11 protein-coding genes are annotated in these 13,077 nt (G+C 68.5%); 7 read left to right on the top strand and 4 right to left on the bottom strand.

Annotated elements, in window-relative coordinates; genetic code table 11:
- Positions 1-4 precede the first annotated feature (4 nt).
- Positions 5-229, bottom strand: a complete 225-nt coding sequence (locus tag SK224_RS09680) for a hypothetical protein (protein WP_137416902.1) — start codon at positions 227-229, stop codon at positions 5-7.
- Positions 230-395: 166 nt separating this feature from the next.
- On the opposite strand from SK224_RS09680, the gene SK224_RS09675 reads away from it, so the two are divergent.
- Positions 396-2,474 carry a DNA gyrase/topoisomerase IV subunit B gene (locus SK224_RS09675; RefSeq protein WP_413816775.1) on the top strand — a complete coding sequence of 693 codons (2,079 nt, stop codon included), beginning with the start codon at positions 396-398 and terminating at the stop codon, positions 2,472-2,474.
- Positions 2,475-2,595: 121 nt separating this feature from the next.
- Here SK224_RS09675 and SK224_RS09670 read toward each other — a convergent pair whose 3' ends face one another.
- Positions 2,596-5,055 carry a DNA topoisomerase IV subunit A gene (locus SK224_RS09670; RefSeq protein ID WP_320434484.1) on the bottom strand — a complete coding sequence of 820 codons (2,460 nt, stop codon included), beginning with the start codon at positions 5,053-5,055 and terminating at the stop codon, positions 2,596-2,598.
- Positions 5,056-5,109: 54 nt separating this feature from the next.
- Between SK224_RS09670 and SK224_RS09665 the strand changes: the two genes are divergently transcribed.
- Positions 5,110-6,231 carry an alkaline phosphatase family protein gene (locus SK224_RS09665; RefSeq protein ID WP_320434483.1) on the top strand — a complete coding sequence of 374 codons (1,122 nt, stop codon included), beginning with the start codon at positions 5,110-5,112 and terminating at the stop codon, positions 6,229-6,231.
- Positions 6,232-6,237: 6 nt separating this feature from the next.
- Here SK224_RS09665 and sepH read toward each other — a convergent pair whose 3' ends face one another.
- Positions 6,238-7,257 carry a septation protein SepH gene (gene sepH, locus SK224_RS09660; protein WP_320434482.1) on the bottom strand — a complete coding sequence of 340 codons (1,020 nt, stop codon included), beginning with the start codon at positions 7,255-7,257 and terminating at the stop codon, positions 6,238-6,240.
- A gap of 213 nt (positions 7,258-7,470) precedes the next feature.
- On the opposite strand from sepH, the gene SK224_RS09655 reads away from it, so the two are divergent.
- Complete coding sequence (locus SK224_RS09655) at positions 7,471-7,764, top strand: DUF4193 domain-containing protein (RefSeq protein ID WP_137416906.1); 294 nt, start codon at positions 7,471-7,473, stop codon at positions 7,762-7,764.
- On the opposite strand, the gene SK224_RS09650 is transcribed toward SK224_RS09655, so the two are convergent.
- Positions 7,739-8,209 (bottom strand): DUF3093 domain-containing protein, encoded by a 471-nt coding sequence (locus SK224_RS09650; RefSeq protein ID WP_320434481.1) that lies wholly within the window; start codon positions 8,207-8,209, stop codon positions 7,739-7,741. The two genes, SK224_RS09655 and SK224_RS09650, sit on opposite strands and share 26 nt — an antisense overlap.
- 21 nt (positions 8,210-8,230) lie before the next feature.
- Here SK224_RS09650 and dut point away from each other — a divergent pair, with 21 nt between their 5' ends.
- The 4 genes from dut to SK224_RS09630 all read left to right on the top strand — a co-directional run bounded on the left by dut (position 8,231) and on the right by SK224_RS09630 (position 13,048).
- Positions 8,231-8,686 (top strand): dUTP diphosphatase, encoded by a 456-nt coding sequence (gene dut / locus SK224_RS09645; protein ID WP_320434480.1) that lies wholly within the window; start codon positions 8,231-8,233, stop codon positions 8,684-8,686.
- Positions 8,683-9,282 carry a DUF3710 domain-containing protein gene (locus SK224_RS09640; protein ID WP_320434479.1) on the top strand — a complete coding sequence of 200 codons (600 nt, stop codon included), beginning with the start codon at positions 8,683-8,685 and terminating at the stop codon, positions 9,280-9,282. The genes dut and SK224_RS09640 overlap by 4 nt, the downstream gene beginning before the upstream one ends.
- Positions 9,279-10,073, top strand: a complete 795-nt coding sequence (locus SK224_RS09635; RefSeq protein ID WP_413816774.1) for a DUF3159 domain-containing protein — start codon at positions 9,279-9,281, stop codon at positions 10,071-10,073. Before SK224_RS09640 ends, SK224_RS09635 begins: the two co-directional genes overlap by 4 nt.
- Positions 10,074-10,213: 140 nt before the next feature.
- The gene (locus SK224_RS09630; protein WP_320434478.1) at positions 10,214-13,048 is read left to right on the top strand and encodes an aconitate hydratase; all 2,835 of its coding nucleotides are present in this window, start codon (positions 10,214-10,216) and stop codon (positions 13,046-13,048) included.
- The last annotated feature ends 29 nt before the right edge of the window (positions 13,049-13,077 follow it).

Below are 13,077 nucleotides of genomic sequence, written 5' to 3'. Positions count from 1 at the left end.
CGGATCAGACCGCGTCGACCAGGCGAGCGGTCTCGTCGTGCCAGCTGGTGGCGACGGCGCGGAGCTTCTCTTCATACTTTCGGCCGTGGTGCGCGCAGAACAGCAGCTCGCTGCCGTTGACCTCGGCGGCGATGTAGGCCTGAGCTCCGCAGGAGTCGCAGCGGTCGGCGGCAGTCAGCCGGTGTTCCAGTACGGCGGACTGCTCGGTGGGTGTCGACGTCGTGCTCATCGGAGACCTCCTCGGTGCGTCGGGCGGGTACGGATATGACATGTAACCATGCGTCCCTGTGACCCATGCCCGCTCTGGCGCGCGTTTCGCTGACCGCGTACGGCGGCCCCGGTGGCGTCGTGTCTGTGCAGGGCCGCGGGGGTGGCCCCGGATACCCTTGAGAATTGTGACTGCCGAGTACTCCGCCCACCATCTGCAGGTCCTCGAAGGTCTCGAGGCCGTCCGCAAGCGCCCGGGCATGTACATCGGCTCCACCGACTCCCGCGGTCTCATGCATTGTCTGTGGGAGATCATCGACAACTCCGTCGACGAGGCCCTCGCCGGGCACGGTTCACGCATCGACATCCTGCTGCACGCCGACGGTAGCGTGGAGGTACGGGACCGTGCGCGCGGCATCCCCGTCGACGTCGAACCTCGCACCGGATTGACCGGTGTCGAGGTCGTCTTCACGAAGCTCCACGCCGGCGGCAAGTTCGGCGGCGGCTCCTACGCCGCATCCGGTGGTCTGCACGGTGTCGGCGCCTCGGTCGTGAACGCGCTCTCGGAACGTCTGGACGTGGAGGTCGACCGCGGCGGTAAGACCTACGCCATGTCGTTCCACCGTGGCGAGCCGGGCATGTTCGCCGGCGATTCGCCCGACGCGCCGTTCACCCCGTACCAGCGCTCGTCGGAGCTGCGCGTCGTGGGCAAGGCGCCGCGTGGAGTGACGGGAACCCGCATCCGCTACTGGGCGGACCGGCAGATCTTCACGAAGGACGCGACGTTCGGACTCGACGAACTCGTGCAGCGCGTGCGCCAGACGGCGTTCCTGGTGCCTGGGCTCGAGATCGTGGTGGACGACCAGCGCGGCGAGCAGCGTGTGGAGACGAGCTACCGCTTCGATGGCGGCATCTCCGAGTTCGCCGATTTCTTGGCCCCCGATGCGCCGATCACCGATACCTGGCGTCTGACGGGCGAGGGCACCTTCACCGAAACGGTTCCCGTGCTGCAGCCGTCCGGTGCGATGGTGCCGACGGAGCTCGAGCGCTCCTGCGAGGTCGACGTCGCGCTGCGCTGGGGAACCGGTTACGACACGACGATGCGCTCCTTCGTGAACATCATCTCGACCCCGAAGGGGGGAACGCATCAGGCGGGATTCGAGGCCGGCCTGATGAAGGTCGTGCGCAACCAGGTCGAGCAGAACGCCCGTCGGCTCAAGGTCGGCAACGACAAGCTCGAGAAGGACGACATCCTCGCAGGACTCACGGTCGTTCTCACGGTGCGCCTGCCGGAGCCGCAGTTCGAGGGACAGACGAAGGAGATCCTCGGTACGCCTGCGGTGCGTCAGATCGTCGCCAACGTGGTCTCGCGCGAGCTGACGGCGAAGTTCACCTCCACCAAGCGCGACGACAAGAACCAGACCGCGCAGCTGCTGGAGAAGGTCGTCTCGGAGATGAAGGCGCGCATCTCTGCGCGCACCCACAAAGAGACCCAGCGTCGTAAGTCCGCGCTCGAGTCCTCGTCGTTGCCGGCGAAGCTCGCCGACTGCCGCACGAACGAGGTCGCCGACTCCGAGCTGTTCATCGTCGAGGGCGATTCGGCTCTCGGAACGGCGAAGCTGGCCCGCAACAGCGAGTACCAGGCACTCCTGCCGATCCGGGGCAAGATCCTCAACGTGCAGAAGGCGTCGATCAGCGACATGCTGTCCAACGCCGAGTGCGCCGCGATCATCCAGGTGATCGGTGCGGGTTCCGGCCGCTCCTTCGACATCGACGCCGCTCGTTACGGCAAAGTCATCCTCATGAGCGACGCCGATGTCGACGGCGCCCACATCCGCACCCTTCTGCTGACCCTCTTCTTCCGCTACATGCGGCCGCTGGTCGAGGCGGGGCGCGTCTACGCGGCCGTGCCGCCGCTGCACCGCGTGGTCGTGATGAACCCGGGCACGAAGCCGAACGAGACGATCTACACATACAGCGAGCAAGAGCTGCATACGCTGCTGGCGAAGCTGCAGAAGTCCGGCAAGCGGTGGCAGGAGCCGGTGCAGCGCTACAAGGGCCTGGGTGAGATGGACGCCGACCAGCTCGCGACCACGACGATGGACCGTGCCGGTCGCATGCTCCGACGCGTGACCGTGGAGGACGCGGATGCGGCCACCCGTGCGAACGAGGCCTTCGAGCTTCTGATGGGCAACGAGGTCGCCCCACGCCGCGACTTCATCGTGACTTCGAGCGACCGGCTCTCTCGCGAGTCCATCGACGCCTGAGTCGCCGCATCCGCCGTTCGGCTCTTTCCCCTCCCGCGAGACTGCATCTTTCGCACGAGATCACGGGCAATACCCGTGATCTCGTGCTCGAAACGCGGTCTCGCGGTGTGAGGGAGTGGGATCAGGCGATCGTGGTGCCGACGGCGCCGATCACGTCGTCGAACGGCTGACCGGATGCGTCGCGCTTCGCGCCCGCCTCGGGAAGCGTGCGCACGGCGCCGTCGGGCCCGACCGCGCGCGGTCGGTCGCCGACCCACGCGAGCATGAGGGTGTCTTCGCCCTTCAGGAAGCGCTGCGCTCGCACGCCACCGGTCGCGCGTCCCTTCGCGGGGAATTCGGCGAGCACCGAGACCTTGCCGCTGCCGCCGGCCGTGCCCGCGAGCGCCTGCGACGAATCCGCGATCGTCACGACCACAGACTCCTCGGTCGCGGCGACGGCGGTGAACATGATCACCTTGGCGCCGTCGGCGAGCCGGATGCCGGCCATGCCGCCGGCACTCTTGCCCTGGGGGCGCACCGCGGAAGCGTCGAACCGCAGCAGCTGCGCGTCCGAGCTGACGAAGACGAGCTCGACATCGTCGGGTGCCAGAGCCGCGCCGACGACGCGGTCGCCGGGCTTCAGGGAGATGATCTCCGCATCCGGCTTGCCGGGTGCCAGCTCGGTGACGGCGACGCGCTTGACGACCCCCTGGGCCGTACCCAGTGCGATCGGGGCGGACACGTCGAGCGGGACGAGCGCGAGGATGTGCTCGTTCGCGCCGAGACCCAGGTACTGATCGGCCTTCGCGCCGGCGGCTGGCTGCACGCTGTTCGCCGGAACCGATGGGAGGTCGACGGGGGAGAAGCGCACGAGGCGTCCGGCGCTGGTGACCGCTCCCACGTCGCCGCGGACGGTCGCGTCCACCGCGCTGCGGATGGCGTCGTGCTTGCTGCGCCGCGCGGGCGGCACGATGCCGCCGTCGAGCGCATCCGCGACGAGTTCGGCGCGCAGCATCCGCCCTGTGGCCGTCAGGAACACGCGGCACGGCGCATCGGCGATCTGCAGGTCGGCAGCGGCCGCCGCCTTCGCGCCGCGGGGCGTGACCGGACCGCCGTTCAGCAGCAGCGTGCGACGCGGCGTGCCGTACGTGTCGGATGCGGCCTCCAACTCGCGAGCGACCTGGGCGCGCAGGAGGACGTCGCTGCCGAGCAGCTCTTCGAGCGCCGCGATGTCGGCGCGCAGCTGGTCGCGCTCGGTCTCGAGCTCGATGCGCGAGAAGCGGGTGAGACGTCGCAGGCGCAGCTCGAGGATGTACTCCGCCTGCAGCTGCGAGAGGTCGAACACTTCGATGAGGCGCGTCCGTGCCTGCTCGCTGTCGTCCGAGGACCGGATGACCTGGATGACCTCGTCGATGTCGAGGATCGCGATGAGCAGGCCCTCGACGAGGTGCAGTCGTTCCTGCTTTCGCGCGAGACGGTAACGACTGCGGCGACTGACGACGGAGATGCGGTGGTCGAGATAGACGCGCAGCAGCGGCTTCAGACCGAGCGTCTGAGGCTGACCGTCGACGAGCGCGACGTTGTTGATGCCGAACGAGTCTTCCAGCGGCGTCAGCCGGTAGAGCTGGTCGAGGACGGCCTTGGGATCGAACCCCGTCTTGATCGTGATGACCAGGCGCAGCCCGTGGTTGCGGTCGGTGAAGTCCGCCACATCCGCGATACCGGTGAGCTTCTTCGCGTTAACGGCGTCCTTGATCTTCTCGATCACACGCTCCGGGCCCACCATGTACGGCAGCTCGGTCACGACCAGTCCGGTGCGACGGGGGCCGAGCGACTCGACCGACACCTTGGCCCGGGTGCGGAAGCTCCCGCGACCCTGAGCGTAGGCGTCTTTGATGCCGTCGAGACCGACGATGACTCCGCCGCCGGGCAGGTCAGGACCCGGCACGAACTCCATGAGCTCTTCGAGGGTGGCGTCGGGGTTGTCGAGCAGGTGGATGGCGGCGGCGACGACTTCGTTGAGGTTGTGCGGCGCCATGTTGGTCGCCATGCCGACCGCGATACCGGTCGTGCCGTTGACGAGCAGGTTGGGGAAGGCGGCGGGAAGGACCTCGGGCTGCTGGAACTGGCCGTCGTAGTTGGGAATGAAGTCGACGACGTCCTCGTCGAGATTCTCGGTGAGCGCGAGCGCTGCCGGTGCCAGACGCGCCTCCGTATAGCGGGCGGCGGCCGGACCGTCGTCGAGGGAGCCGAAGTTCCCGTGTCCGTCGACGAGCGGCACCCGCAGCGCGAAGTCCTGCGCGAGGCGCACGAGTGCGTCGTAGATGGGAGAGTCGCCGTGGGGATGGAGCTTTCCCATGACCTCGCCGACCACGCGCGCGCTTTTCACATGCCCACGGTCCGGGCGCAGGCCCATGTCCGCCATCTGGAACAGGATGCGCCGCTGCACCGGCTTGAGCCCGTCGCGCGCGTCCGGGAGGGCGCGCGAGTAGATGACCGAGTACGCGTACTCGAGGAACGACCCCTGCATCTCGGCAGACAGGTCGATGTCTTCGATGCGGCCTTCCTCGGCGGGCGCGGAATCGGACGTGGCTCGGGACATGCAGAACACCTCGGGTCGAAAAGGGCCTGGCGCGGGTATGCGAGACTGGGCCCGATGACCCTCAGCCTACCGGCGGACCCTTCCGGCGCCCCGAGGCTCACCGGTGTGCTGACCGACGCGATCGCGGCCCTAGACGGCGGCTCGGCCCGTTGGCCCACCGTGCAGAGCCTCATCGTGTTCGTCGTCGACGGACTGGGAGCCGCCAACCTCGCCGAGAACCTCGCCTACGCCCGTTTTCTCGCCGAGCATCGCGGCAAGAAGCGCGTCGCGACGTCGGTGTTCCCGAGCACGACCGCAGCCGCCCTGACGAGTCTGCTCACCGCATCCGATGTCGGCGAGCACGGACTCGTCGGCTACCGCGCGCGCGACCCGCTGACCGGACTCGTCCACAACCAGCTCACCGACTGGGGCCCTCGCGCCCTCGACCCGCTCGCATGGCCGCAGGTCGCGCCGCTGAGTGCGAGGGATGGGGTGCACCGCTGGGTCGTCGCGTCCAAGCCCGAGTACGCCGGGACGGGCTTCACCGAGGCGACCCTCCGAGGGGCGGAGAACTTCGGTGAGAAGCGGCTCGACGACCGGGTCGAGCGCGCGATCACCGAAGCCCGCAGCACCCCGGGGACGATCGTGTACCTCTACGCTCCCGAGCTCGATGCGGCCGGCCACCGGCACGGTGTCGCATCCGAGCGGTGGACCGCCGCGCTCGAAGCGGTGGACGCGGCGGCGCGCCGCCTGCATACGGGCGCGGGGGCGAGCGTCGGGGTCGTCGTGACCGCGGACCACGGCATGGTCGACGTTCCGCGGCACCGTCAGATCGTCATGGCGGACGGCGACCCGCGGCTGGAAACGGCCGCGGTGATCGCCGGGGAGCCTCGCATGCTGCACCTCTACGCTCATCCGGGCGACGAAGAGTCCTTGATCGGCGCCTGGCGGGACGAACCGACCGCCTGGGTATTCACGCGGGAGGAAGCGATCGCCGCCGGGCTGTTCGGCGACACCGTCTCCGCCGAGGTGTCCGCGCGCATCGGTGACGTGATGGTGGCGGCGCGGGGTCGCGTCGCCTACTACGACGGTCGCCTCGCCGACACCTCGGCGCAGCACATGGTGGGCCAGCACGGCTCGCTCACCACGGAGGAGCGGGTCGTCCCGCTCATCGGGCTGGGGGGCTTCGCCGGCTGAGAGAACTCAGCTCTCGTCGGAACGGGCTCCGAAGACGATCTCGTCCCACGAGGGCATCGAGGTGCGACCCTTCCGGCGTCCCGCGTCGGACGCCGGTTCGCTGCGAGAGGTCTCCGCGGGGGCAGGCTCGCTCGTCTCGGTGTAGCCCGGCTCCAGGGCGTCGAAGAGGGCGACCGGCGTGGGTGAGCGGGTGGGCTCCTCCGGAGTCTCTGCGGTGGGAGCGGCCGTGCGCTGACCACGCCGGCGACGCAGCGCCTCCAGCAGGTCGGCCGTTTCGGCAGAGGTCTGTACGGCATCGGGGGCACGCTTGATGGCGGCATCCTGCACGGCGGGGCTTGCCGGGGCCGGAAGCGTCGGACGCTCGGCCGCGTCGTAGCGGGGGCCGAACGCGCCGCTGTCGAAGCGCGTGTCGTCCTTGATGCCGGGGGTGTCGAGAGCGCGCAGACGCGGGATGAGACCCTCGGGGAGCGATCCTTGACGGGAGAGCTGTGTGGCGTCGGCGTTCAGCGGCGACAGCGAGCTGCGCCGGGGCTCGAAACTCCATCGCGCGTCGCGTTCGACGTCACCGGCGACGAAGCCTAGCTTGACCACCCACCCGGTGGGCTCCTTCCAGCTGGTCCACCGCTCGCCCGTCGCACCTGCTTCCGCCAGCTTGGCGCGCACGGCGTCGCCGAAGCTCGTCTGGTTGTCGCCGTCGAAATCGGATCCGAGCAGCACCGGCACTGCGAGCGCCTGCCCGACGATGAACTCGCGTTCGGCGAGCACGGGCGGCTCGAACCGGACCACGTCCTCCAGCGTCGTGTCGAGTACCTCCGCGACCTCGCGCGCCGAGAGGCCGGCGCGGATCTGCGCCTGGATCTCGCGGGGGCTGGGGCGGTTCACCTTGGCCGGCTCTTCGCGCTCCTTGCGTGCTCGACGAAGCTCTGCGCGCAGCACCTCATCGATGGCCAGGGAGTAGCGCTGCCCGGACTCGGTGGAGACCACCAGCACACCGTCTTCGGTGCCGATCACTCTGAGTTGTTCCATGCGACACACGCCTCCCATCTGCCGTGTGGGCCCATGCTGACACAGGGCACCGCCGCGGACGGGAATATCCGGGGCGTGGCGCGAGTTTCGATGCGTGCCGACCGCGATGAGAGCACCACGCATCCGCATTTGCTAAATGCCACCGGGTCATGCAAACTATCGCCGCCTGCCCGACGGCGGGAGATCCACAACGCGACAAGAGACACGAGAAGAATGGCTACGGACTACGACGCCCCCCGCAAGACCGAAGACGACAGCGAGTCCATCGAAGCGCTCAAGGAGCGCGTTCCGGACAAGATGTCCGGGGCCGTCGACGTCGAGGACGCCGACAACCCGTCGGGCTTCGAGCTGCCCGGCGCCGACCTTTCGGACCTGGAGCTCGACGTCGTCGTGCTCCCCGCGCAGGAAGACGAGTTCACCTGCGTCAGCTGCTTCCTGGTGAAGCACCGCTCACAGATCGACCACGAGGAGTCGCTCGGCGCTATCTGCGTGGAGTGCGCTGCCTGACCTGCGCTCTGCGCACCGCCGCGGCGAGTCGGTCGGGGGTCCGGGAGGACACCACCCACGCCGGTGTCGGATCGTCCGTATCCTCGACGGGAACGACGACCGCCCCACCGATTCCGCCGCGCACCAGCATCCACGACCGAGGGTCGGCATCCCGGCCACGCGCGAACCGCGCGTCTTCGCCCGAGTAGGCGACCGGCTCTCCCAGAAGGTCGACCGGGATGTGGGCCCTGCCCGCACGAAGCTCCCCATCGCTGACCTCGACACGAGGCGCGGTCGCCATCAGGGCCCAGATGATCACGGCCGCGACCGCGACGCCCGCCACCAGCGCGAGGGTGGTGTCGACAGGGGAAAGCGCGAGCGCCACCATGGGGGCGCAGACCGCGGCGGCGACGAGAGTCCACAGCGAGGGGCTCAGGCGTTCGCGATAGACGACGTCGGAAGTCATGTTCTGCATTACCCTCGTGAGGTGGCCGAAAGCGTGGACATCCCCATTATCGCGCCCGTCGTCCCGGAGTTCGCTCACCCGGGCGACGCCGGTGCTGACCTGATCGCCGCAGAGGGGGTGCGACTCGGGCCCGGAGAGCGTGCTCTCGTGGCCACCGGCGTGCGCATCGCGCTGCCCGAGGGGTATGCGGCGTTCGTCATGCCTCGTTCGGGGTTGGCGGCCAAGCACGGGGTGACCGTGGTCAACGCTCCCGGGACCGTGGATGCGGGCTACCGCGGCGAGATCAAGGTCGCGCTCCTGAACACCGACCGCACGCAGGCCTACGAGGTCTCGGCGGGCGACCGGATCGCACAGCTGGTGGTCCTTCCGATCCCGCCCGTGCGCTTCCTCCCGGTCGATGAGCTGCCCGCCAGCGTGCGCGGCGAAGGGGGCTTCGGCTCCACCGGATACGACACTTCTGCGAGGACGACCCGATGACCGACGCATCTCTGGAACCGAGCGGCAAGAGCGCTCCGATCGACCGCGAGACCGCGGGGCCCTTCGACGAGTCGGAGGTGAATCCGGTGCGCCCCTACATCGATCTGGGTGCGATCAAGGTGCTCCCGCGCGAGGGACTGAATCTGCGGCTCGAGGTCGAGGAGCAGACCAAGCGCATCGTCGCCGTGGGGCTCGACTACGCCGACTCGACGCTCCAGGTGCAGCCGTTCGCTGCGCCCCGCTCGAGCGGGCTCTGGGAGGAGACCCGCGAGCAGATCCGGCAGCAGGTGCGTCAGCAGGGCGGGCGCGTCGAGGAGCGCGAGGGTCCGCTGGGCCCGGAACTGCTCGCCGAGGTCCCGGTCGTCGTGGCCGGTGATGCCACCAGCGGCGCCAAGCGACTCGCGCGCTTCGTCGGCGTCGACGGCCCCCGCTGGTTCCTGCGCGGCGTGATCGGGGGCGCGGCGACGTCGAACGTCGACGCCGCTGCGCAGATCGAGGATCTGTTCCGGTCGCTCGTGGTGGTCCGAGGCGGCACGCCGATGCCACCGCGCGATCTCATCCCGCTGAAGATGCCGGCGACTCCGGGCGCGGCGTGAGTTCCGACGAGGTGCACGACGAGCGCCCGTCGCTCGATCCGCCGGCTCCCGCCGAACCCCGCGCATCCGAGCTCATCGGGTCCGCTCTGGGCGCGGCCGCGCGACGCGCAGGACTGGACCCGGCGCAGCAGGCGAGCACCGGTCATGTGGTGTGGCACGCGATGGGCGGCTGGCGCGGTGTCGTCGAGTCGGTGCTTCCGAGTCTTCTCTTCGTCGTCGTCTACACGGCGACGACGAACCTCGTCCTCTCCCTCGCCACGTCGGTCGGCATCGCCGTGGTCTTCACCGTGGTGCGTCTCTTGCAGAAGTCGCCGGCATCCGCCGCCCTCGGGGGACTGGTCGCCGCCGCGGCAGCCGCCGTTCTCGCTCTGATCACGGGGAATCCCTCCGACAACTTCGTGCCGGGCCTTCTGACGAACGCCGGCTACGGCCTGGCGATGCTCGTCTCCGCGCTCATCGGCTGGCCGATCATCGGCCTGGCAGCCGGCTATCTGATGGGCGAGGGCACGTCCTGGCGACAGGTGAAGGCGAAGCGCCGCGCCTACTTCTGGCTCACGATCGCCTGGGCGGCACTCTTCGTGGTCCGGCTGGGCGTGCAGCTTCCGATCTACTTCTCCTCGCTCGACCCGGCGAACCGGGAGAGCGCGGTGGCGCTGCTGGGGACACTCAAGATCGCGATGGGCCTGCCGCTGTTCGCGCCGCTCGTGGCGGTCACTTGGCTCACCGTCCGCGCCGTGCACGCGCGGGTCTCGCAGGGCGGCGCGTCCGCCGAGGAGTCCGACCCCCGGTGATACTATTTATCTCGACATCGAGATAAATTTCCGGGCGACGGGGTAAGGCTTACCTTCCTAGCAACCCCTTCCGGACGCGGGGAAGATGGGCAGATCGGGCCCCGCGACGACGCCCGTGAACGCCGACGAAGGAGACAAACGTGTCCACGGTTGACAGCTTCGGTGCGAAAAGCACCCTGACGGTCGGCAGCACCGACTACGAGATCTTCCGTATCGACACGGTCGCCGGTTACGAGAAGCTCCCCTTCAGCCTCAAGGTCCTCCTGGAGAACCTGTTGCGCACCGAAGACGGCGCCAACGTGACGAAGGAGCAGATCCAGGCCCTCGGCTCGTGGAACCCGGATGCGGAGCCCGACACCGAGATCCAGTTCACGCCCGCTCGTGTCGTGATGCAGGACTTCACGGGTGTGCCCTGCATCGTGGACCTCGCCACGATGCGTGAGGCCGTCACCGCCCTCGGTGGCGACCCGAACCGCATCAACCCGCTCTCGCCCGCCGAGATGGTCATCGACCACTCGGTCATCGCCGACCTCTTCGGTTCCGAGAACGCGCTCGAGCGCAACGTCGAGATCGAGTACGAGCGTAACGGCGAGCGTTACCAGTTCCTGCGCTGGGGCCAGACGGCTTTCGACGACTTCAAGGTCGTCCCGCCGGGCACCGGCATCGTGCACCAGGTGAACATCGAGCACCTCGCCAAGGTCATCTACGACCGTTCGGTCGACGGCGTGCTTCGCGCGTACCCCGACACCTGCGTCGGAACCGACTCGCACACCACCATGGTCAACGGCCTCGGCGTGCTCGGTTGGGGCGTCGGCGGCATCGAGGCAGAGGCCGCCATGCTCGGTCAGCCCGTCTCGATGCTCATCCCGCGCGTCGTCGGCTTCAAGCTCACCGGCGAGATCCCTGCGGGTGTCACCGCGACCGACGTCGTCCTGACGATCACCGACATGCTGCGCAAGCACGGCGTCGTGGGCAAGTTCGTCGAGTTCTACGGCGAGGGCGTTGCTTCCGTCCCGCTGGCCAACCGCGCCACCATCGGCAACATGAGCCCGGAGTTCGGCTCCACGGCCGCCATGTTCCCGATCGACGACGTGACCCTCGACTATCTGCGCCTCACCGGCCGCAGCGACGAGGCGATCGCGCTCGTCGAGGCGTACGCCAAGGAGCAGTCGCTCTGGCACGACCCCTCGCGCGAACTGGTGTTCAGCGAGTACATGGAGCTCGACCTCGCCACGGTCGTCCCCTCGATCGCCGGCCCCAAGCGTCCCCAGGATCGCATCCTGCTGTCGGAGGCGAAGGCTCAGTTCGAGAAGGACATCCTCAACTACGCGACCGCGTCCACCTCGGACTCGATCGTCGACCTCGAGGGCGACCAGTCGTTCCCCGCATCCGACCCCGGTCCCGTGCCCGGCGAAGAGCACGTGCACACCGGCGAGATCCTGATCTCCAGCGGCGGACCGGCGGCGGCGTCCAAGCCCGTCAAGGTGACGCCTCCGGAGGGCGCCCCCTACATCCTCGACAACGGCGCTGTGACCCTCGCGGCGATCACGTCCTGCACGAACACGTCCAACCCGTCGGTCATGATGGCGGCGGGCCTTCTTGCCAAGAAGGCCGTCGAGAAGGGCCTGAAGCGCAAGCCCTGGGTCAAGACGACGCTCGGCCCCGGCTCGAAGGTCGTCACCGACTACTACGAGAAGTCGGGTCTCGACAAGTCGCTCGAGGGACTCGGCTTCTACACCGTCGGCTATGGCTGCACGATCTGCATCGGCAACTCGGGTCCGCTCATCGAAGAGGTCTCCGAGGCCATCAACGAGAACGACCTCGCCGTGACGGCCGTCCTCTCGGGCAACCGCAACTTCGAGGGACGCATCAGCCCGGACGTGAAGATGAACTACCTCGCGTCGCCGCCCCTGGTGGTGGCCTACGCGCTGGCGGGTTCGATGAACTTCGACTTCGACAACGACCCGCTCGGCAAGGACCAGAACGGCGAGGACGTGTTCCTCAAAGACATCTGGCCCTCCACCGAAGAGGTGCAGGCCGTCATCGACACCTCGATCTCGCGTGAGCAGTTCATCAAGCAGTACGCGACCGTCTTCGACGGCGACGACCGCTGGCGGAACCTGCCCACGCCCACCGGTCCGGTCTTCGAATGGGATGCGGACTCCACCTACGTGCGCAAGGCTCCGTACTTCGACGGCATGTCGATGGAGCTGACCCCGGTCTCCGACATCACCGGCGCACGCGTGATGGCGACCCTGGGCGACTCGGTCACGACCGACCACATCAGCCCGGCCGGCAACATCAAGGCGGGCACCCCCGCCGCGCAGTACCTGACCGAGCACGGTGTCGCGCAGAAGGACTTCAACTCCTACGGCTCGCGCCGTGGAAACCACGAGGTCATGATCCGCGGCACGTTCGCGAACATCCGCCTGAAGAACGCGATCGTCAGCGCGGTCAACGACGGCGCGGTCGTCGAGGGCGGTTACACCCGCGACTTCACTCAGCCCGGCGGTCCGCAGTCGTTCATCTACGACGCCTGCCAGAACTACGCCGCAGAGGGCACGCCGCTCGTGGTGTTCGGCGGCAAGGAGTACGGCTCCGGCTCGTCGCGCGACTGGGCGGCCAAGGGCACGAGCCTTCTCGGCGTCAAGGCGGTCATCACCGAGAGCTTCGAGCGCATCCACCGCTCGAACCTGATCGGCATGGGCGTGGTCCCGCTGCAGTTCCCGGAGGGCGAGAGCTGGTCCTCGCTCGGGCTCGACGGCACCGAGATCGTCTCGATCACGGGCCTGGAGAAGCTCAACGAAGGCGTCACGCCCAAGACGGTGACCGTCACGGCCGAGCCGAGCGAGTTCTCGCCGGAGGGCAAGCAGACGATCACGTTCGAGGCGAAGGTGCGCATCGACACCCCCGGTGAGGCGGACTACTACCGCAACGGCGGCATCCTGCAGTACGTGCTGCGCTCGCTCGTCTGAGTATTCGCACCCGAGACGGGTCGGTCCCG

The organism is Microbacterium sp. BG28, assembly GCF_034044005.1.
GTDB lineage: Bacteria > Actinomycetota > Actinomycetes > Actinomycetales > Microbacteriaceae > Microbacterium.
The sequence above is the reverse complement of the archived record's forward strand: the minus strand, read 5'-3'. Positions and strand labels throughout refer to the sequence as shown.

Bases quoted from the DNA above. Each gene is read 5' to 3' on its own strand.
- SK224_RS09655 (WP_137416906.1), top strand. From the start codon at position 7,471: ATGGCTACGGACTACGACGCCCCCCGCAAGACCGAAGACGACAGCGAG.
- SK224_RS09650 (WP_320434481.1), bottom strand. From the start codon at position 8,209: ATGACTTCCGACGTCGTCTATCGCGAACGCCTGAGCCCCTCGCTGTGG.
- SK224_RS09665 (WP_320434483.1), top strand. From the start codon at position 5,110: ATGACCCTCAGCCTACCGGCGGACCCTTCCGGCGCCCCGAGGCTCACC.
- SK224_RS09640 (WP_320434479.1), top strand. From the start codon at position 8,683: ATGACCGACGCATCTCTGGAACCGAGCGGCAAGAGCGCTCCGATCGAC.
- sepH (WP_320434482.1), bottom strand. From the start codon at position 7,257: ATGGAACAACTCAGAGTGATCGGCACCGAAGACGGTGTGCTGGTGGTC.
- SK224_RS09670 (WP_320434484.1), bottom strand. From the start codon at position 5,055: ATGTCCCGAGCCACGTCCGATTCCGCGCCCGCCGAGGAAGGCCGCATC.
- SK224_RS09680 (WP_137416902.1), bottom strand. From the start codon at position 229: ATGAGCACGACGTCGACACCCACCGAGCAGTCCGCCGTACTGGAACAC.